A 23581-nucleotide genomic window follows, 5' to 3' on the forward strand; every position below is an offset into this window, starting at 1 on the left:
ATGGCAGGCGGCGAATGGGAGATCACAGACCTCCCGAAACTTCCGGGACTTTATATGAACTTCAAGGCGGCGGCCTTGGCGGCAGTTACTACGGGCGACCGGGGAACCGTCGTAGTACCGTACAAAGCCCATTGGGGCAAGATTGGCGGCTTTACGGAGCTGTACCGTGAGACGGACATTTTGAATGTGTTTGGCAGTATCGAGGATTCCAACGGCAGTACATTCTACAAAACGCTTAGAATGTGTTGCTTGGGCGGGCCTAAGAAGATTCTCGGCTATCGTCTCGCTAGTAGCGCGGCGGCAAAGGCCACGCTCACGCTGAAAGACGCAGAGAACGCGGACAAAGTAACCCTTTCCGCAAAGTACGAAGGCGAACGCGGCAACGGCTTCAGGGCAACTCTGGCGGCCAGTCTCACGGACGAAGGCGTTTACACGCTGAAATTGTACGAGGACACGACACTCCTTAAGACTTACAGTTTCACGACGTGGCAGGGCCTTGTGGACACCGTGAACGCGGACAACAGCTACGTCACGGCGGCAAAGGCGGCGGCAAATACGGATCTTTCCGGCAACACGTTCAAGCCGACTACTTCGGCGGCTTTCTCCGGCGGCAACTCCGGCATTACGGGCGTTACGGCGGCAGATTATATCGCTATGCTGAATGTGTTGGAGCAGGAAACGTTCAATTTCCTCACGCTGGACGGCGTTACCGACGCTTCCATTCAGACTTCCGTTGCCTCTTGGGTTATCAATATGCGCAAGAACGGCAAAAAGATTATGGCCATCATGGGCGGTAGTGCGGCAGACGACACCGGGGACGAAGCAGTTGCAAACACCATTGCACGCTCCGCAGGTTTCAACCATGAGGGCATTATCAACGTCGGCGTCGGCGTAGTACTGGACGACGTTTCTTACTGCTCCGCAGAAGTTGCACCTTACGTTGCGGGCCTTATCGCAGGTCAGAAGATGACCGAAAGCACCACCTATGCGGCAACATCTTTCGATGATGTTACTCGTCGTTGGAGAGGCGGCAGAAGTTCCGAGCAGGAAAAGGCCGTGACTAACGGCGTGTTCCTGTTTATCTATGACGGCAGAATTGTAAAGGTGTTGCAGGGCATTAACACCCTCATTACGCTCCGTCAGAAGCAGAATAACGCCTTCAAGAAGATCCGTAGCATTCGCACGATGGACGCCATAGACAGCGATATGCAGAAAACCGCCGAGGATAACTACATCGGCAAGATTAACAACATCGTAGAGGGCAGAGAGGCCCTTGTCGGTGCTTGCAAGCAGTACATGGAAGTTTGCGCTCAGGGCGGCATTATCGAGAAGGGGACTTACGACGTATATTGCGATCCGACTTACCACGGCGCAAACGCCACCATTACCCCGGAGCCGGATCAGGTTTTCCTCAAGTGGGAAGCGCAGATTACGGACGTTGTCGAGAAAATTTTCTCGGATTTCGTTTGCAAGTAAGGGAGGATTAAACAGCTATGAAAGAAGATTTCAAGATGGACTTGCAGTTATTTGCCAGCGGTGCGGGATTCGATTCCGTCCGGGCAGTAGTTGGAACGTTCGGTTACATCTACAAAGAAGGCAAGTGGCTTAGCCAGTACAACAAATGTCAGGCGAGCGTTGAGATTGGCAAGGCCGAAATTAAGCCCGCTGGCGACCGCTGGATTCGTCACAAGGTTATTTCCTTGAAGGGCACGGGCAGTATTTCCGGTTATAAGGTTACGGACGAACTTCTCGAAGAAGTTTCTGTCGTAGCCCACAGCGACAAGCCTTCTATGCGTACAGAGCTTATCGTGACGCTGGACGACCCGGAGGCTTGGGGTGCAGAGCGCATTCGTTTGCAGAATGTTATGTTTGATAACATCGACATTGCAAACTGGGAGCACTCGAAGGAGATTGAGGAAGAATGGAAGTTTACCTTTGAAGGGTACGAACTTCTCGACATTATCAAAGAGTAAAAAGAAAACGGAGGCTAAAAGACTATGGCAACTAAGGACATTCAGAACGAGATTGACGAGGAAATGCAGGAAGCGGATATTATCGCAAAGCTGATGGCGGCAGACCCGGACAACGTTCCGACTATGGTTATTCCGCTGGCACGTTTGGGGATTCCTGTTACGCTTAAGGCCCTCACGGGCAAGCAGGTTTCCCGCACCCGCGATCGCCACACGCAGACCATCAAGACCAAAAATGGCCCTGTTGACAAGCTGGATTCCGAGGCGTTCGGGATTGCCCTTATTGCGGCGTCCAGCGTGAAACCGAATTGGAACGACGCGAAATTGCTTGAAAAGTTCAAGGCGTCCAGCGCGAACGAGGTTATTAAGCGTCTTTTGCTTGCGGGCGAAATTCAGTTGCTTAGCGACGCGGTTCTTGAAGTTTCCGGCTATAATCTGTCCCTTGATGATGTAAAAAACTGATTGCGGGCGGGAGTAACATTTTATCGTTACTCCATGCCCTTAGTGTCAGACGGCACATCACACCGGGACAATTCTTTGCTATGCCAGCGATGGAGCAGAAATTTATGATTTGCTCCATCTTGGTAGAGCTCGAAGCAGACGACGTGGTTATGAAAAAGATAGAGGCACAAAGAAATGGCTAGTGAAAAGGAATTTTACCGCTTAAACCTTGTCCTCGATATGCAGGACAAGCTGACCAGCAGACTTTCGCGGGTAGACGGCAAAGTCAAGCAAGTAGAAAACAGCTTTAAGCGGACAGAGCGAGCCGTAGGAAGCCTCGGCAATGCGAGAGCAGAACCGAGGGTAACGGCGATGGTTGAAGAAGCAGAGCAGAACTTGAACCGGGTTGAGCGGGCTATCCGAAAGATTGACAGCTTATTCGCAAGGGCTAAAATCGGAGCAGAGGACAAAACTCAGGGCAAGACGCAACAGGTACAGAGCAGGTTACGATCACTCACAAACAAGGCTTGGACGGTTACGCTGGCATTAAAAGACAATGTCAGCGGCAAATTGTCAAGCATAAAGAACGGCCTGTCCTCTCCTATGGCGGCTATGGGCTTGGGCGCGGCGACAATGGGCGCGGGCGGCTTTCTGATTGATAGCGCGCAAAAGGCTATGGATTTCAGCTATCAGATTTCCAACATTCAGGCGTTGACAAACAAGACGCAGGAAGAATTGGCAGGCGTTAAGCAAAAGGCCCTTGACCTTGGCGCGGCGACGCAATTCTCCTCTACAGAAGCGGCGCAGGGCATGACGGAACTGTTAAAGGCAGGCATGACCATTGAGCAGGTTATGAACGGCGCGGCAGACGCGGCCTTGAACTTGGCGGCGGCTGGCGAATTGTCTTTGCCGGAGGCGGCTGAAATTATGTCCACGGCTATGAACTCTTTCGGACTTGAGAACGCGGCTCACGCGGCTGACATTTTGGCCGGGGCGGCGAACGCTTCCGCTACGGACGTTCACGAAATGAAATACGCCTTGGCAAGTGTGGCCTCGGTTGCGTCTGCTGTTGGTATGAGTTTTGACGACACCAACACGGCCTTGGCAGTATTCGCCAGCAAGGGCCTAAAAGGTTCGGACGCAGGTACATCACTAAAGACGATGCTAATGCGGTTACAGCCGGAAACCAAAGCGCAGTATCAAGCCTTTGAAAAATTGGGCTTGTTGACCGAACAGGGAACAAGCAAATTTTACGATGCCGAAGGCCGCATGAAGTCTTTGGCAGAAATTGCGGATTTGTTAAGCACCAGCATGAGCGGCTTGACGCAGATGGAACAGCAGTCGTTACTTTCCACGATGTTTGGCACAGACGCTATTCGAGGCGGCGCAATTCTCACGAAATTGGGCGGCAAGGGTGTTCGCGATATGGCTGGGGCCATGACAGAGTACACGGCGGCAGAAGTGGCGCAGAAGAAGTGGGATAACGCGAAAGGCGACCTTGTCCGCTTACAGTCAGCTTTTCAGAATTTCCAGGTGCAAGCATTAGCACCGCTCGAACCCGCCATAAGCAAAGTTGCGAAGGGGTTATCCGACTTCTTTAGTGGCAATGTCGAAGGCGCGGCAGGGAGCATGGAAAACCTTTCAAACCGGATTGTCGGATTTATGGAAAGCCTTGAGAACGACGAACAATTTCAGGCTATGGATTGGGGCGACAAGATTGTTTACGTCCTAGACAAGATGATTGCGGCGGTTGATGAATGGGTAAGCGGATCTGGCGGTCAGCAGTTCGGAAAGGTTCTTGAAAAGCTCGCGGAAATTGGCATGAGGGCTTTTATGGCCGCGCTTTTCGGATTGTTCAAGGGAGCAATGAAAAACCTGTTTGAAGGCAACTTCATAGGGGCGGCAGGGCTTGGCCTTGGCTTTACGATGTTAGGCGGCGGGAAGGTTCTCGGAGGCCTCGCAAGAGGCGCAAGGGCGGTCGGTCAATTTGCATTAGGAGGCGAAAGAGCCGGGGCGGTTTTCAACGACGCAAGAGCACTCGCGCAGGAAAGTGGCCGGGGCAGAATTATGTCCATGGTTGACGCGGCGCGGTTCACAGTCGAAACAAGCCCCATAGGCAGGGCAGTCGCCGGCATTGCAGAAAGCCCGGCGGCAAGGGCGGTCGGCAAATTCGTCGGTAAGGCGGCGGCCCCGATTGCGGCAGTTACGGACGCTTATGACCTTGCTACCAGCGATAACAAAGGCGAAAAGGCCGGAGCTATTGCGGGCCATTGGGCAGGGGCGGCACTCGGAGCGAAAGCGGGCGCGGCAGGCGGTGCTACTATCGGCGCGGCGTTTGGCGGCATTGGAGCGGCCCCCGGTGCGGCTATCGGCGGTGCTTTAGGTGGCATTGCAGGATTTTTCGGCGGCGACAAAGTTGGCGGCATGATTGGCGACTTTATGAGCAAGTTTGATTTCGCGCCTATCAAAGAGAAGGCCGCGAATACGTTCAACGGACTCAAAGAGCAAGCCGGAGCCATGTTCGAGGGAGCGAAAGAGAGAGCCGCAAAGGCCCTTGATTTTTCAGCAACCATCGACGTGGCAAAAGATAAATTCGCCAGCATGAAGGAAAGCATAGCGCAGACCTTCACGGCAGAAAATATCGGATTTGCTATCGGCTATGCGCTGGAACGTCTTTCGATGTTACCCGACGAAGCAGAGCAGTACCTTACGCAGTTAGAGCAGGACATAGAGACATCTATTTCCAATGCTATAACAGGCGCAGGGGTATGGTTCGATCAACTTGTCAGCGACGCGGGGAATTATTTCAACCAGCTTGTCACAGACGCAGGTACTTGGTTAAGCGGCCTGCCGGACGCTGTCAGCACATGGTACGAGCAGACCAAAGCAAGCGCAGTACAGCGGCTGGGAGAAATGGCAGACGAAACCTCGAAGTGGTTTTCAGAGTTGCCGGGGAGAGCTGAGCAGGGGTTAAGTAACCTTCTTTCGACTGTCTCTAATTGGTGTTCCAATATTGTTTCCGATGTTCGGAACTGGTTCAGTCAGATTCCGGGTATTATCGCGAACGCTTTCGACTCGGCGGCGTCGGCGGTTCGTAGCAAATGGGAAGCCCTCAAAGAGTCTGCAAGTAACTTTTCTTTCGGATTCGGCGCGGGACAAGCCGCGGCTCACAGAGGATTTGCAAACGGCGGTTTCGTGAACCGGGCAGAGACGGTCAACGTCGCAGAAGGGAACAGACTCGAAGCCATTATTCCCTTAGATCCGGCAATGAGGGCTAGGGGCGTTTCCTTGTGGCAACAGGCAGGTGCTTTACTCGGCATGAATACAGCCGATGTAGGAGGCGAGCAGGTTACACAGTCGCTTACGCAACAATTTGCACAAGCGACGACAAAAGACACCACCGCAAACGTTGGTAGCGGCGTATTCCAGCAGGTTGCGCAAATGTTGCAGAACGGCGGCGGGCAGGTTATCCCGACTATGTCCTCATTCCAGCCAGCTATGGCGGGGGCGGCAGGATTCAGCGCGGGCGGCAGTTCCGACAACGGCGGCGGTAGCAACAGCAACAGTTTCAACTTTAGCGGCATGAGCGTTTCCTTCGGGAACAACATGAGCGAAGAAGATATGGCCGTAGCTATCGGCAAGCGGATCTTTGCCGAAATTAAACAGAGTTTCGAGAATAGGGGGTGAGTATTTATGTTTGGAGGCATAGGGCTTTCAAATTACAGAGTTAAGGACGCTTTTACAACAGGCGTTCTTAATGGGCAGGGACTTGCGAGCATAGCCGGAGGACTTCTCAATGAGGCCCTTGGCCTCAGCACGTTTGTCAATACCGTAAATTGTTATGTCATTGACCAGCAGACGGGCATAGAACTTCAACTCCCTGTCAACCCGGAGAAAATCAAGGTTAGGTGGGGGAGAAAGACCGAGACTGTCAACATTTTGAACCTTGGCGAAGTAGACTTTACCACAGGCGACAAACTGACAGAGGTTTCTTTCGAGAGCTTTTTCCCGGCGCAGTATGTTCCAACGTATTGCGTCATGGCAACACCACCGACGCCTGACAGCGCGAACGCAGTTATGAACGCTTGGAAAAGTCGATTCCAGGAGCCGAAGAAGGGCCTTAAGGATCCGATACAGCTTATTATTACGGGGGCGCAGGATATAAATATGCTGTGCTTGTTATCTTCTTATGAGTCTGATGAGCACGGCGGCGAGCCGGGGGACATTTATTACAAAGCCACCTTTCGAGAGTGGAGAGAGATAAACGTCCGCAAGGAGTCAGAGGAAAAGCAAAATCCCCGCGTTAATATGCAACCCCGGCCTACATTGGTAAAAATGCCAATGGGCGTCGGCGGGATTTTCGGGCAGGACGAGGCATTATGGAAAATTGCCAAAGGCAATTTAGGGAGTGGCGCAAAGTGGAAAACGCTTGCGGGTAGCGTAGTAGGGGGCGCGGTTCGGTTATGATTCAACCGGGAGTATGCAAATACGATGTTATTCTGCAAGACAAGTATTACTTGCGGGAATGTATTCAGAGTATCGAGCTTGAAGATAGGCTTGACGAAATAGCATATTGTGCGAAGGTAAAGCTGGCAGTTCCGGGAGATCAATTCACGGGACTGCCTAAAATATTGCCGGGAATGGAAATAAGAGTCAGCGGCACAAAGTTCGGGGAAGATAAATATTCGTATATTATCCAGCCGGGCGTGGTGTGGACTGTCGATATCGAGAACCGGGCAAGGCGTAACTGGAATTTGACCATTTACGACCGAACAATTTACCTCGCAAAAAGCAAAGATGAGTTTCTTTTCAAAGAAGGGGAGACAGCCACAGACCGCATAAAGAAAATTTGCGGGCAATGGAATATCCCTATTGCGAGCCTTCCTAACACCGGGCAGGCACTCGCGAAGGAAGCCAGCCGCGTAAGCCCTATATGGAGCATTATGAAAAAAGCCCTTGTGGAGACAGGGAGCAAAAGCGGTAAACTGTATACCGTCAGAATGCAACCGAACGGCCTAGAGCTTTTCGAGATTGGTTCAAACAAAGATGTTTGGGTATTTGAGTTTGGGGCGAACTTGCGGACAGTATCGCAAAGGCAGACGCTTGACGGGGCCTGCACAAAGGTAAAGGTGCTGGGGAAGAAGTCAAAAGACAGTTTATCCCCGGTTTCCTCTACGGCGACCGCTGACACGGACAAGTACGGAACCATACAAGAGATTATCCAAGACGAAAAAGCCATAGACGCGGGCACAGCTAACCAAAAAGCAGAAAACACGCTTGGCGGGATTCAGGAAGTTGTCAAAGTCGAGGCGATTGACATCAACACCATACGCAAGGGTGACAAGGTTATCGTGCAAGGCTGGGAAGATGGGTTATACGTTATCAGCGTCCGGCACGAGCTTGGAAGCCCCGGAAAAATGCAAATGGAGCTTGCGCCTTTGAACTATATCCGAAGGAGGTATTTCCGTGAAAGATAACCCTTTCAAACAGCTTGCAGGCCTCCTTGACGACCAAATGAAGAATAGGGCCGAGCAAGGCATTAAAGGCCAATGGAGCCAGCACGAACTTGGGACGATTGTTTCGGGGCTGGGATTGAAGTTAGACAATTTCGCCCATGTTATCTACGACTATCAGGTCAACCGGGTACTGACTCTTGCGGAGCCGGATTTCACGAATACGGAGCCTGTTGGGGGCGGTAGCGGTTATGCGGAGTTTCAGACGCACGACCACCCGGTCATTACCCCGCAACAGCTTTTGCCGCTTCATGTAGGCGACCGGGTATTAGTTGCGCCTGTCGATAACGGGCAGACTTTCGTCGTGGAATGCGTAATTGTTCCGGGGCCGGGAGGCGGTTGATTATGGCTGAAAATTTATTTCCTACGGTTGGTGTGGAGGCGGCAGAATTTGACGACGAAGATACGGCGGCGAACGGCGACGCTACATACGGTTCAACCGTGCAATTTGATTTTGAAAAACATGAGTTTATTCTTTCCCCCACAGGAAAGCAAAAGGAAGTAGAAAACGGTGACGCTTGGGGCGAATGGTGTGTAAAAGCACTATGTACGGAGAGATTCAATTACCTCATTTACGATTCAAACTACGGGGAGGAAATAGATACCCTGTTAGGGCAGAGCCGCCCGCATGAAGTTATTGAGTCGGAAATAAAACGTATGGTAAAAGAATGTTTGATGTGTGACGCAAGAACAGCCAGCGTCAGCGAGTTTGCTTTTCAATGGGTGGAAGATGGCATTATTTTTTCCTGTCGTATTACAAATACGCTGGGGGACGATATGACTTTAACAAGGAAGGTGGTGCGATAATGTATGAGTACAGAGAACCCGGATTATTTGAAGGAGGCCGATACCACAGAAGAAGCCATAAGAGACCGACTTTTAAGCAACGTTACAGACGGCGTGGACAAGAGTCAAGGCTCGTATGTATGGGACGCGCACGCGCCCGTAGCTATTGAGCTTGTATTTGTTGCTATGGCTTTACAGAAGGCACTTAAGCTGGGGTTTGCGGAAACGACCGATATTGACCACCTTACCATGAGGGCCAGCGAACACGGCGTACAACGAAAAGAAGCAACCTACGCAACAGGGACAATTCACATCGTTGGTACACCGGGGACAATTATCCCGCTGGGATTCAGGCTTGCCACAGAGGCCGACGCTGATATTGGAGTTGAAAGCGTGTTCTTTGAAACCACGGCAGAGGTTACTTTGCCAGCAGGGGGCGCGGCAGATATTCCAATAAAGGCCACAGAGGCAGGCAAGGCCGGGAATGTAGCGGCTGGGTGCATTGTGGTATTAGCGCAAAGCAGGGACGGCGTGACGAGCGTCACGAACCCCACAGCCACCACAGGCGGGACAGAGAAAGAAGATTATGAGTCCCTCCTTTCCCGGTATTTGACCAAAGTAAGAAACCCCGGCACGTCGGGGAACGCGGACGACTACCAGCAATGGGCGTTGAGTGTTCCGGGCGTTGGCGGGGCTCATGTCAAGCCGTTGTGGGCGGGGGAGGGGACTGTCAAGGTTATTATCATTGACGAGAACAAAGAACCTGCAAACGCGGATCTTGTTGCGGCGGTTCAAAATTATCTTATGGTTGACGCGGGCTCAGGGGATAGGAAAGCCCCCATAGGGGCCACGGTTACAGTAGCTCCGGCAACCATTGTGACCATTGATGTGGAAGCCGCAGTCATTTTAGGACAGGGCGAAGCATTAGCGACGGTTCAAGAGGCTTTTGAGACCGCATTGAAAACCTACCTCCGGCGAATTGCATTTCAGGTGGGGACGATTCGCTACGCGCGCATAGGAGCAACCTTGCTGGATATTGACGGCGTAGTTGATTACAGCAGTCTTAAGGTCAACGGGGAGGAAGATAATATTTCTGTCGGCAACGAAGATGTTGCCATATTGGGGACGGTGACGCTCCATGCCGAATAATTTAACCAGGTTCGAGGAAATGATGAGCTTTTTGCCTTGGTATTATCAAGACAGCAAAATCATGAACGGGATCATGCAAGGAGACGCAAAAGAGGTTGAGGCTATACGAGAGAAGATCCTTTTCATATTGTCTCAATATTATGTGGACACCGCGACCGAATACGGGCTTAACCTTTGGGAAAGGGAGCTGGGTATAACCCCCAGCGAAGGAGCGAGCAAAGAACTGCGACGGGCACAAATTAAGGCCAAACTTCAAATGACCACGATCATGACACCGAAACAGATTGAGAGCATTGCAAACCTGTTTACGAAGGAGGGCCTAGCAACAGTTTCGGAAGTCCCGAAAAGTTATCATTTCCATGTAAAGGTTCCTTACACGGATCTAAAATGGCCGAAGGAACTTAAGGAGGCCATTGAGAAGGCAAAGCCAGCGCACCTTGGGTACGATGTTATTTTGTCGTGGGGGCGGCGTTTCTTCTTGAATTGCGCCGGAGGCGTTATTAAAACGACAATTCCGGGCGAGACTTGGACGGAGACACAGAACCATATCATATTTGACAACGGCCTAAACGGGGCCGGAGAGACGGAAACCATTACCCACACCGACACCACAGAAACACAGCATAAAAGCTATTTGTTTAGTTCCGGCACGATGAACGGACGCTTAAACCTCAACGACTCCGGGGACTTTTCCCGCAAGGAAAGAGACGTAGGCGGCGACATTACAGAGAGCTGGCTCGTGTTTACGGGTGGGCGCACCAATTCACGAGCTTCCCCACGGCTCAATGACGCACCCACAAAGCAGGAAAGCAAGACCTACCATGTAGCGGATTGGAGAGAGGTTATCAGCCGACACGGCAAGGCCCTCAACGCGGCAGGGGGCGGCAAGGAAAAGATCTGGACAACCACAGAAACCCACACGACAGCAGAGCGCAGATATAAGCGGCCTGCTCCTTACTATGCCTTGAATAAGGCGGGCAATGTTACAGTTACCCGGAAGGATGTCGGGGAAGATGTGGAGATTCAGGAAATTATCTTTACCGGGGGCACGCTTAACGGCGGCACTCCCCAGCACCACACCGAACAGCACACAGCCACAAAGACCACCCGCTACGTCGTATTCACGGCGGCAGGGCGGCTCAATGCGAAGAAGGCCCCGACCTTGAACGGCTCCCAATCGGAGACACGGACAGAGTCGCGGGAGATTCAGACGGAAAAGGCATACGTCACGTTCGCAGGCGGCACGCTTAACGGTGGCCTTATGAATAACAGGGCGGCACACACCACCCGGACGCAGGTTATCCATATTCCGAAATGGCGTGATGTTGTCAAGCGGGGCGGAGCAACCACCCTCAATGCGGTCAAGCACCACAGCTACACGGTAGAGATTCAGCATAGTACACCCGGCAGGATTGAAAAGAAGTTCTCCCCGAAACGGGGCACGCTCCTAAACAATCATGCGGTGCTGGGTTACATGACACTTTAAGGAGGATTGAAAGACAATGAGTGAAAACATCGTCAGATATGCGGGAGACAGTACCACCCGCGAACTTTGGGAGAATGGCCCCACGGCGGCAACAGGCTTTTCCCGCGTGTTAAGCCCGCAACAGCGCAATTTTTCCATGGTGGCCTTCCAGCAAGCAAAGCCCTTGCTGGATTCCGAGCTTAATCTGACTCAGCAGTTACAGAATAAGCTCCGGGCCGATATTGTCCGTACACTTCTTAAGCCGGGCGTTATCAGCATGAGCGTAACGGCAGACGTTACCGACAAGAAGAACTGCCTGCGGATCTCAAACGCGCTTGCCAATATTAACGGCTGGTTCATTCAGATGTATGGGCAGAACCGTAGCGATACGGCCTCAGATATTATCTTTTCGGCGGCTCCCTACAACGGCACGAGAGAGGATTTAGCCTTCCTCGAAGCGTGGTTTGAGGAAGTGGCCCCGACAGGTTCCCCGGAGGACGACTCCGAGAACGTCTACAAATACGGCGGCGTTAATTCCGGCACGGTAGCCAATGACATTCTGGACGCTACCGCCGAAGATGAAACCACACGACGGATTCAGCTCCGCTGGAACATTCGCACCGTTACCGATGTGAATTTCACGAACTACCCGAACGGCGTAAACAACAGTGACCGAGTCAAGGCCAGAGGCGGCAGTTCCGACGACACCAGCTACGCATTTACCGGCGTAGGCGACGGCCTTTATCGGGCAGGGGACGGCTCCAGCGCGGCTTGCACGGCCCTGCATTGCGTAGACGGCTATGTGTACTGCATTCCGCTTTTCCGTGCCCACAGACGCAATCAGACGGCCTACGACGCAAGCGAGAACCCCTACGGCGCACCCGCTTATAACTCCGGCGTTACGATTCCTACGGGATTGTATCACGATGTTATTGCGGCTCAGGACATCTACCTGCTTTACCCGGTGGCCACGGCCTACCAGCAGGACGGCGACAAGGAAAGCGACAATGCCGTCATGGCAGAGCTTTTCCAGCAGGTACACCAGCAGGCGGCAGAGCTGGAAGCATGGAAGAACCAGCGCATTCAGCAAGGTACGGCGACCATTTCCAACAAGTTCGTTATCGCCGGGGCTGTAGTCAATGCCATTGCGGGCACGCGTAACGTCAAGGTTACAAAGACCGGGACTTACGTGGCAGGAAACTATTCCCTCCTTTATGTTGACGGGCATATCATTTCCATCAACGACACGCAGGACAGCGTCGCGGCGGTCCCGACCAACGACACCGATTCGAGCAAAGTTTACTATGCTTACATCGACGGAACCGGGGAGAACTACACCGTGAATGTGGCGGCAAGCGTTCCTGACGGAAAGCTGGGACTTTACCGTATTACGGTCCCGGCAGGGGATAGCGCGGCAAACCTCAATTCCGTAACCTTCACGGATATTCGCCGTGTAGAAAGCCATTACCGCAACTATTACGAGACTTTGCCGAGCGTTCAGGTCAGCCTGCCTGTTGCGGCTATTGGCACGGATTACGGCGTTTGTCTCGAAGTGGAAAGCACGGCACGCAACCGGGCAACGACTTTGGAAGTCACGCAGAAAACGACGAACTATTTCGTAGTTACCAGCCGGGGCGAGGCCGATAACATTTCCTTCCGCTGGACGATGAACCAGCCGAAGGCGTAAAAGGAGGTAACAGTCAGATGTTTGTAACAAAGGTCAATCCGTATTGGGCTAGATGGCAGAAAAAGACCTACGTCCCCTACGGCGTAGAAGGTTCCGTATTGTTCTTTGGCAAGGGCGAAAACACAGTAAGTATCGACCTTGAGGCAGAACAGCAGGACGGCGCAGTCACGTTTCAGATCAATCAGGACTACAACGGGAATTTGATTGTCGGGGAAGGGCCGCTGGCGGTGGCTTACCTTGAGATTCCTGCAGAAAAGACTCAGCTCGTGGACACCGGGGAAGTGAACGAGAAGAACGAGCCCGTTATGAAGGTTGAGAAAATCCCGGTTGACGTGGATAATTGCAGTCTGACGCTTTATCCATTGCAGGCCCCGATTGAGAACAACACCGAAGGCAATATGTGAAAGGTTGAAAGGAGATTATAAACCATGGAAAGTTTCATCATTGACAAAGACAGAAAAGCTATCGAGCACGCTTCCGGCGGCAAAATGACCTTGCTTTACGATAATGCAGGCAACCCTTCCGTGATGTGCGTCATTCCGAAGTTTAATTTGGAAGATGTTGACGCAGACCTGGGGACGGGCGTACACCCCGCTTTTATTGTCCATGGCCGCGAAGTGCCGGAGATCTTCATCAGTAAATATCAGAACGTCATCAAGGCGGGCAAGGCTTATTCCATTGCTCATGAAGATCCGAAAGCCTATATCGATTTCGACAGCGCGAAAGTCGCTTGCGACGCAAAGGGCCGGGGCTGGCACATTATGAACCGGGCAGAATGGGGAGCTATTGCCTTGTGGTGCAAAGCGAACGGCTTTATGCCGCGTGGTAATACGAACTACGGCAAAGCCTACGACGCTACGCATGAGCACGGCGTTATGGGAGGCGACAGCAGAACGCTGACCGGCTCCGGCCCCCAGAGCTGGAACCACGACAACACCCCGTACGGCATTAGCGACCTTTGTGGCAACGTTTGGGAGTGGAACGACGGCCTGAAAATCATCGACGGCAGGATTTATGTCCACGGCGAAGATGGCGCGGCGATGAACAATTTCGACACCGCCAATGTTGAGAACGGCACGACGGGCTGGATTAACACCGGGGCTTTTTATATGGGCGACGGTATGAAGGTAGGTGCAAGCCGGACGAACGCAAAAGCCTATGATGGCAACTTCAAAGACCTTGCGGCGAATACGGGCTTTACGGTTCCCTCTTATCTCAAAGCGTTGGGTGCTTTCCCGACCTCCGGCAATACAACGGACGATCATTTATGGTGCAATACTGAAGGCGAACGTATCCCGATCTCGGGTGGCCATTGGGGCGACGGCTCGTATGCGGGCCTGTTTGCGCTGCGTTTGAGCAGCGTTCGCTCGTACTCGTCCGGCTACATCGGTTTCCGCTCCGCTTATATTGCGATTTGACCTTTGAATCTTGTGTTTTGCGGGGGCGGGCGAGAGCCCGTCCCTAAAATTTAAGAAAAGGACTGACCTAAAATAACGACACTAACAATTATCACGAAAGCAAATGACCTAATGGACGAAGTGCACGATGCAATAACACAATATCCAAAGTCGGAAAAATTTTCTTTAGGACAGGAAACGAAAAATTCCATGCTGACCTTTTACAAGTTGATTGTGACTGCGGCGAAGAAGTACCACAAGAAAACGACTTTAAGGGACGCAGATGTGGAATTATTTACCTTAAAGAATTTTATTCGCATGGGGCATAGTAGAAGATATATGAATACAAAACGCTACGAGCGATTATCGCGGGCAATCGAAGAATTAGGGCGTATGCTTGGCGGCTGGATAAAAGCCACCGAAAAGGCATAATGTAAAAATATATCTTTGTGGGGAATAACTGTTAAACGTATCCCGATCTCGGGTGGCAATTGGAACAACGGCTCGAATGCGGGCCTGTTTGCGCTGAATTTGAACAACGTTCGCTCGAACTCGAACAGCAACATCGGTTTCCGCTCCGCTTTACTTCAACTCGTCAGAAGGTATAACTTCAAGGAGTTATATCCAGTACATGAAGTATAAAGGAGTTATTCTCCCCTAATTGCAGGAAGTAAAATAATGCAATTAAAAAATAAAAACGGAACGATACAGTTAGTAGCTGACCGCGAAAGATGTATCGTTGTTTTATTTTTTCGGTAAACTCATTTGGTAGACTCATAAAAGGAATGGTTAATTCATGAAACGATACAACAATATTTATAGCAAAATTTACGACTTTGAAAATTTGTATTTAGCATATCTTGAAGCCAGGAAAGGCAAAAGATACAGACACGATGTTATGCGGTTCACAGCGAACCTTGAAGAAAATCTTATAACGATTCAAAACGAACTCATTTACAAGACCTATAAAGTAGGCAGGTACAATGAGTTTTTCGTTCACGATCCAAAGAAACGACTTATCATGTCCCTGCCATTCCGGGACAGAGTCGTTCAATGGGCGATATACAGACAGTTGAACCCGCTATTTGACAAGAGATATATTTCGACCTCCTACGGGTGCAGGAACGGCGGCGGTGCGCATAGAGCCGTAAAGAAGCTGAAAGAATACCTGCGGGCCCAGCCGGGGATGGCCTACGTTTTAAAGATGGACGTGAGTAAGTATTTCTATCGTATCAACCACGATATTCTCATGGGAATATTGCGAAGCATGATAAAGGACGAGGATTTACTTTGGCTATTAGGCACGATAATAAATAGTGACCATGATTTTGGGATTGAGGTAGACGATTGGGACTACACCGGGGAAAGGCTTTCTAATGTTGGTATGCCGATTGGAAATTTATCTAGTCAGATGTTTGCTAATCTTTATCTCAACGAGGCAGACCATTTCGCAAAACAGGTTTTAGGGTGTAAGCATTATATTCGTTATATGGACGATATTGTTATTGTGGACACAGACAAGAAAAGATTGCGGGAAGTCTTGAAGAAAATGGACGACTTTCTTACTTTCCATCTTGCCTTAAAACTCAATAATAAAACGTGTATCAGGACAGAGACACAAGGCGTTGACTTCTGCGGTTATCGGGTATGGAGAACTCACATCAGATTACGAAAGAAGTCAGCACTCAAAATGAAGAAGCATATAAAGTTTTTGCAAAGGGAGTTTTCGAGAGGAAGGATAAAGGCTGACAGATTCAGGAATAGCCTAATGAGTTATTTAGGCATGATGAGCCATTGCGATTCCTTCTCCTTGAAAAACAAACTTATGCAGAATGTTTTACTCACGAAAGGAGGTGGAAAGCATGAGAAATAAAATCGTGGTAATGGCATTGGCCGTGATGTTCCTCTTACCGTCATTTTGTTTTGCTGGTGGTATTCAGCAGGATAAGGCGGCACACATTGGAGCCAGCGCGGCGGTAGGGATTATCCTTGCACAGAATAAGCCATTCTGCAAGTGGAAACCTTGGCAGAGGGCTTTATTCAATATCGCCGTTATTGGCGGCGGAAAAGAGTGGTACGACCATAACCACCCCGGCAGACATTCTGCTGATTGGGGAGATATTGCGGCAGACGCAATAGGGGCCGTAGGGGCCGAAGGTATGGTGTGGCTTTACCATAAGTCATTCTAACGCTGCAGGCGAGATTACAGGATACAGAGAGAAGGGGTAAATATTGGAATGGATACAGATGGCGGCCGAGGCGACGGTAGTTATGAGCTTCGTTGCCGGGGTGGTTTCAAAGATTGCGATTTCCCCGCTTATCAATGTCATGCGAAGCCTGCAAGCGTCGGTAGACAAATTGAGCGAGGATCTCAAAGAAGAAAGAGAATTGCGGGTAGGGCTGCAGCTCCGCATGATTGCGATTGAAGAACGGGGCAAGAGCAACACCCATAGATTGAACAAGCTGGAAGGGGTAAGCGACCATGAGTAAGCTATTAACCACCGACTTTGTAGTCGGCGTGTTTCTGGGCGTTTCCTTGGTTACTTGTGTAGTGCTGGGGCAGTCTGACCTTGCGGGGCAGATTGCTTCCGGGCTTACAGGTTTCCTTGGCAGGGCCGCCCTTGAGCAGAGACACAACACCTAACCCACAAAGAGGAAAGCGCGGGAGATTAAAGGAGGACAGATGAATGGTTTAGCATGGAAAGAGCTTTACGATGCCTTTGCCTCTTTTGCGTATATCGCAAGGCGGCAGGGCTTTTATATTGGGTGGATTGAGGAAATGGAGCACAGCCTTTTCGACATGTGTCCCTATCCGAGAAGCTATAAACCGAACTGGCGAAAGGAGAAGTTCAAATGATGAAGGTTATTGACATTAGCGCATGGCAGGAGAATGTGGACTGGCAGGCCGTCAAAGACGCAGGCATTGAGGGCGTTATTCTCAAGCTCGGCGAACATTCCAACCTTGATGAAATGTTCGTAGACCATGTGAATAAAGCAGTAGAATACGGCATTAAGTTTGGCGTATATTATTTCGCTCATGCTTGCACGTATGACGAGGCCGTGGACGAGGCCGATCAGGTAGCGGCATGGCTGGAAGAATATCTTCGGGGCGAAACCCCGGAGCTGGGGATTTGGTACGACGCAGAAAGCAAGCGTATGCTGAACGGCGATGTTACCGAATGTTGCCGGGCCTTTATCAACCGCCTTACGGATTATGGCCACCAGTACAACGGCGTTTATTCGTCTTGGAGCTGGTTCAGCGCAGAAGGTTCGCATTATATCCGTATCGAGGATTTGCCGGATTACACCCCGTATTGGGTAGCCAACTATGGCAACGGCAACACGTTTGAGGCGGCCAGCCGGGATTACCTCAAAGAGGAATACCCGAACAACATCATTCGTATGCACCAGTTTACGGATAATCTTGCAGGATTCGGATTTGACGCAAACATCTATTACGATGATTGAGTTGAGTTAAAAGTTAATTGAATTAAAAACGAGTTAGGGAGGAATTAAACATGACTATTGAGGAAATTAAGAACGAGATTGTAACCCACATCGACGAGTTTATCACGCCTGAAATGAAGGCCGAAGGTGTTAAGTTTCTGCGGAACGAAGTTCTCCCCTATGTCAAGGAAGTATTGCAGACTGCCCTCGGAAAGGTAGAGAAACAGGCGGCCGACGAGAAAGGCTGGTGCTATTTCCGGGATAAGTATTTCTATCCGAACTTTTCCCGTGTCATGCTTTATGCAGTTGACAAGGTCCTCGGCAAGATGGAAGCGGCGGCCACCGCTGAATTGACGAAAGGAAGTGACGCTCCGGCTCAGCAGTCGGGGCAGGAGTAAGTCGGAATGATGGGGCTGGGGATTTGCATTTCCCCGGCCTTTGTTGTATCTGGGAGGAAGGTGTGATGATGAATGCGGCGGATATTTTGTTTACTGTTATTCTCAGTATTATTGCTTTTGCCGGTGGCTGGTTCCTGCAAAGATTCTTCAACCACGACGACGTACACGATAACGGCGGAACAGCTCAGCAGGTTAGAGACGAACTTGACAGCGTTGAAGCAGGACAACGAGAAGCTCAGGACGCTATACAATCAGTCACAGCAGGACTTGACGATAGCGAAAGAGCAGTCGGAGACATTGCAGAAACAGGTGGCCAGCTTACAGAGTCAATTAGCAACGCTCAAAGCTCAATCGCAGAAGGCCAACAGCTCATTGACGACAGCGGGCGAAGGATTGCAGAATGTGAAAACATTATACGAGAAGTCAGAGAGGGAGCACATAAGGACTGAAAAGCGGCTACGAACACAGCGGAACGCTTGGGAGCTTGTGGCCGGGGGCCTCCTTCTTTATCTTGCATTTTGACTACGGCGGGCGAGGATCTATTCCTTGCCCGCTTTTTGTGTTTTGCATAAAAATATAGTAAACCTGTAAAATACTTATGATTTTACTATTTTTATGCTTTACATTTAATTATTGCAGGTATATAATTGAATCAAGATAAAGGACAAGTTCACAGTAGATGGACAAATAAAGGAGGAGACCACCATGAAGCGCGTTTGTTACGAAGAATACACCCGGATCTTTAGAGAGTTCGTAAGAACTCACGGCGAATACACCGAACGTTCCGAGCACGAGTACAGCACCACCTACAAGACTCTCGGTTTCAAAGATGGGGCCGTATGGTACGAATACACCCGCGACAACAATGGTCGCACCGAGTTTTGGAACACCGAGGACAGTGAAAGCCGCTACATCGACGAAAAGGGAAGCGGCGAATGGGTTAAGTTGGGTATGCGGTACAACCTCAACGAGACTTATTCAGCGAGCTATCGTTTCGCACAGTTCTTTATTTCAAGCACCGGGCAGTACATGAAAGTTTGGTTGTCAAGCAACTGGAACTCCAGCTACGACAAAACCGAATACTACTTCATGGGAAACATCGACGAACCCTTTAGCGTCATTGACCATTATGTAAAATAAAGGAGGCACACATCATGGAATACTTACGGATTGAAGCACAAAGACAGGCCTACGGCCCTGACGACCTTAAGCGCAAGACTATGACCGTAGGGGAGCTTAAGAGACTTCTCGAAGATTTCGACGAAGATTTACCTGTCATTCTCTCACACGACAACGGGTACACCTACGGAAGCATTTCCGACGACGGCATTTCCGAAGATTACTACGCTGACGAAGTTGAGGATTCCTACGGCGAAGGAAGTGAATGAGTCGAAACAGGGCTTCGGCCTTGTCTGCCGGGATTGACCGCCCGGTACTGATGAGACAGGTTTTTATGAGAAGGAGGATTCAATTTATGAACGCTTACGAAGAAAAGATTGAACGTCGCCGGGAATACTACGAGAGGAAGGCGGCAGAGGCCACCGCGGCCAGCAAGGCTGAATTCCAGTCCTTCCGCAGTATGGCAGAGGTTATCCCGATGGGCCAGCCGATCTTAGTTGGACACCACAGCGAGCGCGGGGACAGGGCCTACCGGGGGCGCATGGAACGTCACATGGAAAAGAGCGTACAGCTCAACGACAAGGCCGAATATTATCGGCAGAAAGCAGAGGCAGTCGGCACAGGCGGCATTAGCGGTTACGATCCGGACGCTATCGCGAAGCTAGAAGAAAAGCTGGAAGGGCTTAAGGCCAGTCAGGAAAAGGCAAAGGCGGCAAACAAAGCCCTCCGGCTAAAGGACACCACAAAGGGAGATGAACGCCTCCGGGAACAGGGTTACACCGATGAAGAAATTAAGAAGCTCCGCACCCCGGATTGCTTCGGGTGTATCGGTTACGCACCTTATGTACTTTCTAACAATAACGCGAATATTCGCCGGATCGAAAAGCGTATTGAGCAGTTGAAGGCGGCGAAGGAGCACGAAGGAGAGGAAAAGGAAACTGACCTGTATAAATATTCGATTGAGGAAGGCAGGGTACAGTTCGTATTTGACGGAAAGCCGGAGCCAGCCGTCAGAAACATTCTCAAAGGCAACCACTTCAAATGGAGCCCGTCACGCGGCGCGTGGGTACGGCAGGCAACAGCCAACGGCAGATACGCGGCAAAGTGCGTTATGAAGGAATTGGACGAAATGGAGGCATTTGACAATGAGTGAGAAGGAATTTAAGCCCTTTAGCGGGTGGCACGAATTTGCAGAGGCGACCGGGAAACGTGGTTACGAAGATTATGCGAAGCCGAACGACGAAGTTGACCGGGAAACCTACGACCACTTTCTGAATATCCTGCCGCCCGCCACTATGGGCCGGGGATATTTTCAGGTAGGGGAAGCCTATGACAGCGTTGAGATTGATGGCAAGTGGAGACAGACCTACATGACGTTCTTGAAGGAGGGGGACAAGTATTATTTTCTTGGGGACTTGCCAGCCGGGTACATTCGGGAGCCTAGCGGGAAGGTTCACAGATTCAGAGGCCATTTGATATAATACGGGTAGAACCATCTAAGGGGGCAACGATATGACAGAAACAAAAGAACAGCCAAAAGGAAAGCGGGGGCGGCCTAGAGTCGCCCCGGAGGATAGGAACTGGCGGGAAGGCCATCAGATAAAAGCCTATCCACACGAATACGAGATTATCAAGCGTTTTATCCTTCTCGTAAGGAAGCACCCGGAACGTTGCGAGAAGGTTTTGGAGATCTTGGAAAGCTGGGAGGAAGGAGGCAAGGAGGAATGGTAGTAAAAGTAAAAAGGGCGTGCCCCTTTTGCGGGGAAATGGAAGTCGAAGTTTACGAACACCATGCCGAAGTGGCAGGATTGAAGTATGCGGCTTTTATCCCGAATGTACAGTTTGCGGGTGCAGGCTGAATTATTACAGAAGCAAGAAAGCCGCTATTGCCGCATGGGATAGGAGGGCAGACGATGGAACCGATTAAGCATTGCCCTTTCTGCGGAAAGACAAGCATTAAGACCATGAAGAAAAGGAGCAAACAGCCGGGAAAGTATTCAGTATATGCCCGGTGCAAGATTTGCTACAGCCGGGGGCCATACGCACTTCTTGAAGAAGGAGAGTACACCCCGGAGCAGGAAAAGGAAGTCGCAATTACAATGTGGAACACAAGAGCCTAGAGAAGTTCTTTCAATCGCTAACCGCTGGAAGACCGGCAGATCACGATTTCCCGGGCGCATGCGACGATGACCTTTCCCTCCAGTTTCATCCTGATAGCTGCGGCCAATCCTTGTCCCTGCGGCTATGCGGGTTCGCCGGACAAGCAATGCAGCTGCACTCCCTATGAGATCAAGCGCTATACGCAGAAGATATCCGGCCCGCTGCTGGACCGGATTGACATCCATATCCGCGTGCCGCAGGTGAAGTATGAGGATTTGTCCGCGACCAGGCGCGCCGAGTCCTCAGCCCAGATCCGCCAGCGGGTGGTGGCAGCCAGGCAGGTACAACAGGAGCGTCTGCAGACATATCATTTGTTCTGCAATGCCCAGATGAACCATGCACTGCTGCAGAAGCTTTGTGTCTTGGAACCACGGGCGCGGCAGCTGCTGGAGCAGGCTTTCAAGAATCTGAACCTGTCGGCCCGCTCTTATGACCGCATCATCAAGGTGGCGCGGACGATTGCGGATCTGGCCGGGGCAAAGGATATCGAAGCCGTTCATGTGGGCGAGGCGATACAGCTGCGCAATGATATGGGGCAGTTTGGTGAATAAAATTCTATGCTTTGGTGTATAAAAATACAAAAAAGACGTGACAAAGACATGTTTTCTGTGTACAATAGATGTTGCTGTAAATTTATGCAGTAATATTGCATTAACATTAAAGTGAGGAAGATATATGACATGGATTAAGTTTGTGGCCGGTGCCCTGTTTGGCATGGGCATGTTCCTGTTTCCCGTAGGCGGCGGTGAAGGTTTTTCGACGCCGGTGGGTGTGCTGACGGAATGGCTGGAAAAGCTCATCACGGCCAACGTACCCTGGTTCCTGTATCTGCTCGTGACGCTTTCGGCTTTGGGCGCGCTGGTCAGCCGCTTCTATCTGCCGGATTTTGTGGCGAAGCGTTCCTGGCTGGCCGGGCTGTTCACGATTTCCTGGCCGTATCTCTTGACACGGCTCGTGGCGCTCTTTGTCGTCATCTGCGTGGGCGCTGAAGTGGGGCCGGAATGCGTGCGCAGTGCGGATGTGGGCGGCAGTATGGTCGGACTGTCCCAGACATTGGTGGCCCTGGCCTTTTCGCTGAGTTTCGTACTGCCCTTCCTGACGGATACGGGCATTATGGAATTTACTGGCGTTCTGCTCAAACCGTTGATCCGTCCGCTGTTCCATGTGCCGGGGCGGGCCTCTGTTGACCTGATTGCCTCGTGGCTGGCCTCTTCCAATACGGCGGTACTCATCACGGCCGGGCAGTATAACAGCGGTTACTACAGCCGCCGGGAAGCGGCCACGATCATGACGAACTTTTCCCTCGTGTCGATTCCCTTCTGTATGGTGGTGGCCGGGACGCTCCATGTGAGCAATCTTTTCCCGCTGCTTTATCTGACCGTTACAGCAGTCGGACTGCTGCTGGCGGTTCTCTGCGTGCGCATTGCGCCGCTGGCCACGGTCGCGGAGGATTATCGCGGTGAGCCGCAGCTCAAGGAAGAAGTGCCGCAGGGTTCATCGCTTTTCAGCTGGGCCATTGCGGCAGCGCTGGAGCGGGCGGACAAGTTCCGGTTGTCACTGGCCGTGAAGGTCGGTCTGGAAATGGCCGTGGGCATCCTCTTTGACCTGATTCCCATCGTGATTGCCTGGGGGACCATTGGTACATTGCTCGTCAATGAGACGCCGGTCTTCCAGTGGATTGCCAATCCTATGGGCCTCTATATGTGGGCTATCGGCATTCCCGATGCTTTCACGCTGGCACCGGCAACGCTCGTGGGTTTCATCGATATGTTTATCCCTGCCCTGATTACGAATGCGGAGGCGCCGGAGAATATCCGCTTCTTCATCTCGGCTTTATCGCTGGTACAGATTATCTATCTGACCGAGGTGGGCAGCATCATTGTCAAGAGTGATGTCGGTCTGGATGTGAAGCGTCTGTTTGTGGTATTCCTGGAACGTACCTTGGTGGCCATTCCGCTTTTGTGGATGGTGACGAAATTTTTTGTCGGCTGACAATATCAAAGAAGGAAAAAATCTGCTCCTTACAGAATTATAGGGTAATGGATTTAA

Annotated in this window: 30 protein-coding genes, 1 other RNA gene and 1 pseudogene; all 32 read left to right on the forward strand. The window is 51.1% G+C overall.

Annotated elements, in window-relative coordinates:
- The 32 genes and pseudogenes from BLQ59_RS01565 to BLQ59_RS01710 all read left to right on the forward strand — a co-directional run bounded on the left by BLQ59_RS01565 (position 1) and on the right by BLQ59_RS01710 (position 23524).
- The gene (locus BLQ59_RS01565) at positions 1-1476 is read left to right on the forward strand and encodes a phage tail sheath subtilisin-like domain-containing protein (RefSeq protein ID WP_074571130.1); all 1476 of its coding nucleotides are present in this window, start codon (positions 1-3) and stop codon (positions 1474-1476) included.
- Between the two features lie 35 nt (positions 1477-1511).
- Positions 1512-1973 (forward strand): phage tail tube protein, encoded by a 462-nt coding sequence (locus BLQ59_RS01570; protein ID WP_074571213.1) that lies wholly within the window; start codon positions 1512-1514, stop codon positions 1971-1973.
- Positions 1974-1997: 24 nt separating this feature from the next.
- The gene (locus tag BLQ59_RS01575; protein ID WP_074571132.1) at positions 1998-2432 is read left to right on the forward strand and encodes a phage tail assembly chaperone; all 435 of its coding nucleotides are present in this window, start codon (positions 1998-2000) and stop codon (positions 2430-2432) included.
- A 174-nt stretch (positions 2433-2606) separates the two neighbouring features.
- On the forward strand, positions 2607-6098 hold the full coding sequence (locus tag BLQ59_RS15525; protein ID WP_081342394.1) for a phage tail tape measure protein: 3492 nt from the start codon (positions 2607-2609) through the stop codon (positions 6096-6098).
- A gap of 6 nt (positions 6099-6104) precedes the next feature.
- Positions 6105-6878, forward strand: coding sequence for a hypothetical protein (locus BLQ59_RS01590; RefSeq protein ID WP_074571134.1), 774 nt, complete (start codon positions 6105-6107; stop codon positions 6876-6878).
- On the forward strand, positions 6875-7888 hold the full coding sequence (locus BLQ59_RS01595; protein ID WP_074571137.1) for an XkdQ/YqbQ family protein: 1014 nt from the start codon (positions 6875-6877) through the stop codon (positions 7886-7888). The genes BLQ59_RS01590 and BLQ59_RS01595 overlap by 4 nt, the downstream gene beginning before the upstream one ends.
- A 115-nt stretch (positions 7889-8003) precedes the next feature.
- Positions 8004-8267: a hypothetical protein gene (locus BLQ59_RS01600; protein WP_143005241.1), complete on the forward strand. Its 264-nt coding sequence runs from the start codon at positions 8004-8006 to the stop codon at positions 8265-8267.
- A 2-nt stretch (positions 8268-8269) separates the two neighbouring features.
- Positions 8270-8731, forward strand: a complete 462-nt coding sequence (locus BLQ59_RS01605; protein WP_074571141.1) for a DUF2634 domain-containing protein — start codon at positions 8270-8272, stop codon at positions 8729-8731.
- Between the two features lie 3 nt (positions 8732-8734).
- Positions 8735-9859: a baseplate J/gp47 family protein gene (locus BLQ59_RS01610; protein ID WP_074571143.1), complete on the forward strand. Its 1125-nt coding sequence runs from the start codon at positions 8735-8737 to the stop codon at positions 9857-9859.
- A 22-nt stretch (positions 9860-9881) separates the two neighbouring features.
- Positions 9882-11345 carry a putative phage tail protein gene (locus BLQ59_RS01615; RefSeq protein WP_256324573.1) on the forward strand — a complete coding sequence of 488 codons (1464 nt, stop codon included), beginning with the start codon at positions 9882-9884 and terminating at the stop codon, positions 11343-11345.
- Between the two features lie 16 nt (positions 11346-11361).
- Complete coding sequence (locus BLQ59_RS01620) at positions 11362-13011, forward strand: hypothetical protein (protein WP_074571147.1); 1650 nt, start codon at positions 11362-11364, stop codon at positions 13009-13011.
- 17 nt (positions 13012-13028) lie between these two features.
- Positions 13029-13415, forward strand: coding sequence for a hypothetical protein (locus BLQ59_RS01625; protein ID WP_074571150.1), 387 nt, complete (start codon positions 13029-13031; stop codon positions 13413-13415).
- A gap of 24 nt (positions 13416-13439) precedes the next feature.
- Entirely contained in the window at positions 13440-14429 is a 990-nt protein-coding gene (locus tag BLQ59_RS01630; protein WP_074571152.1) for a hypothetical protein, read from the forward strand.
- A 90-nt stretch (positions 14430-14519) separates the two neighbouring features.
- Positions 14520-14840, forward strand: a complete 321-nt coding sequence (avd, locus tag BLQ59_RS01635; RefSeq protein WP_256324574.1) for a diversity-generating retroelement protein Avd — start codon at positions 14520-14522, stop codon at positions 14838-14840.
- 364 nt (positions 14841-15204) lie between these two features.
- Positions 15205-16281, forward strand: a complete 1077-nt coding sequence (locus BLQ59_RS01640; RefSeq protein ID WP_074571156.1) for a reverse transcriptase/maturase family protein — start codon at positions 15205-15207, stop codon at positions 16279-16281.
- Complete coding sequence (locus BLQ59_RS01645) at positions 16271-16597, forward strand: VanZ family protein (RefSeq protein ID WP_074571158.1); 327 nt, start codon at positions 16271-16273, stop codon at positions 16595-16597. The genes BLQ59_RS01640 and BLQ59_RS01645 overlap by 11 nt, the downstream gene beginning before the upstream one ends.
- Before the next feature lie 43 nt (positions 16598-16640).
- Complete coding sequence (locus tag BLQ59_RS01650) at positions 16641-16898, forward strand: hypothetical protein (RefSeq protein WP_074571160.1); 258 nt, start codon at positions 16641-16643, stop codon at positions 16896-16898.
- On the forward strand, positions 16891-17052 hold the full coding sequence (locus BLQ59_RS15870; RefSeq protein WP_176756689.1) for a hypothetical protein: 162 nt from the start codon (positions 16891-16893) through the stop codon (positions 17050-17052). The genes BLQ59_RS01650 and BLQ59_RS15870 overlap by 8 nt, the downstream gene beginning before the upstream one ends.
- A gap of 39 nt (positions 17053-17091) precedes the next feature.
- Entirely contained in the window at positions 17092-17265 is a 174-nt protein-coding gene (locus tag BLQ59_RS15875) for a hypothetical protein (protein ID WP_176756690.1), read from the forward strand.
- Positions 17262-17876, forward strand: a complete 615-nt coding sequence (locus BLQ59_RS01655; RefSeq protein ID WP_074571162.1) for a glycoside hydrolase family 25 protein — start codon at positions 17262-17264, stop codon at positions 17874-17876. The genes BLQ59_RS15875 and BLQ59_RS01655 overlap by 4 nt, the downstream gene beginning before the upstream one ends.
- A 50-nt stretch (positions 17877-17926) precedes the next feature.
- Positions 17927-18253, forward strand: coding sequence for a hypothetical protein (locus tag BLQ59_RS01660; protein WP_074571164.1), 327 nt, complete (start codon positions 17927-17929; stop codon positions 18251-18253).
- Positions 18254-18318: 65 nt separating this feature from the next.
- The gene (locus BLQ59_RS01665) at positions 18319-18702 is read left to right on the forward strand and encodes a hypothetical protein (RefSeq protein ID WP_074571166.1); all 384 of its coding nucleotides are present in this window, start codon (positions 18319-18321) and stop codon (positions 18700-18702) included.
- A gap of 256 nt (positions 18703-18958) precedes the next feature.
- Complete coding sequence (locus tag BLQ59_RS01670) at positions 18959-19393, forward strand: hypothetical protein (protein ID WP_074571168.1); 435 nt, start codon at positions 18959-18961, stop codon at positions 19391-19393.
- 14 nt (positions 19394-19407) lie between these two features.
- Entirely contained in the window at positions 19408-19641 is a 234-nt protein-coding gene (locus BLQ59_RS01675; protein WP_074571170.1) for a hypothetical protein, read from the forward strand.
- Positions 19641-19706, forward strand: an RNA gene (locus BLQ59_RS01680) — hammerhead ribozyme type II. Before BLQ59_RS01675 ends, BLQ59_RS01680 begins: the two co-directional genes overlap by 1 nt.
- A 21-nt stretch (positions 19707-19727) precedes the next feature.
- Positions 19728-20525, forward strand: coding sequence for a DUF3560 domain-containing protein (locus BLQ59_RS01685; protein ID WP_074571172.1), 798 nt, complete (start codon positions 19728-19730; stop codon positions 20523-20525).
- A complete protein-coding gene (locus BLQ59_RS01690; protein WP_074571174.1) occupies positions 20518-20853 on the forward strand; it encodes a hypothetical protein in 336 nt (111 codons plus the stop codon). Before BLQ59_RS01685 ends, BLQ59_RS01690 begins: the two co-directional genes overlap by 8 nt.
- Before the next feature lie 31 nt (positions 20854-20884).
- Positions 20885-21103, forward strand: coding sequence for a hypothetical protein (locus BLQ59_RS01695; RefSeq protein ID WP_074571176.1), 219 nt, complete (start codon positions 20885-20887; stop codon positions 21101-21103).
- Positions 21097-21231 (forward strand): hypothetical protein, encoded by a 135-nt coding sequence (locus tag BLQ59_RS16280; protein WP_256324570.1) that lies wholly within the window; start codon positions 21097-21099, stop codon positions 21229-21231. Before BLQ59_RS01695 ends, BLQ59_RS16280 begins: the two co-directional genes overlap by 7 nt.
- 54 nt (positions 21232-21285) lie before the next feature.
- On the forward strand, positions 21286-21492 hold the full coding sequence (locus tag BLQ59_RS01700; protein WP_074571178.1) for a Lar family restriction alleviation protein: 207 nt from the start codon (positions 21286-21288) through the stop codon (positions 21490-21492).
- Between the two features lie 21 nt (positions 21493-21513).
- Positions 21514-22083: pseudogene (locus tag BLQ59_RS01705) on the forward strand (ATP-binding protein); the annotation flags it as partial.
- A 124-nt stretch (positions 22084-22207) separates the two neighbouring features.
- Positions 22208-23524 (forward strand): YjiH family protein, encoded by a 1317-nt coding sequence (locus BLQ59_RS01710; RefSeq protein ID WP_074571181.1) that lies wholly within the window; start codon positions 22208-22210, stop codon positions 23522-23524.
- Positions 23525-23581: the final 57 nt, after the last annotated feature.

This window comes from Pseudoselenomonas ruminantium (genome assembly GCF_900104055.1).
GTDB classification, from domain to species: Bacteria; Bacillota; Negativicutes; order Selenomonadales; family Selenomonadaceae; genus Selenomonas_A; species Selenomonas_A ruminantium_C.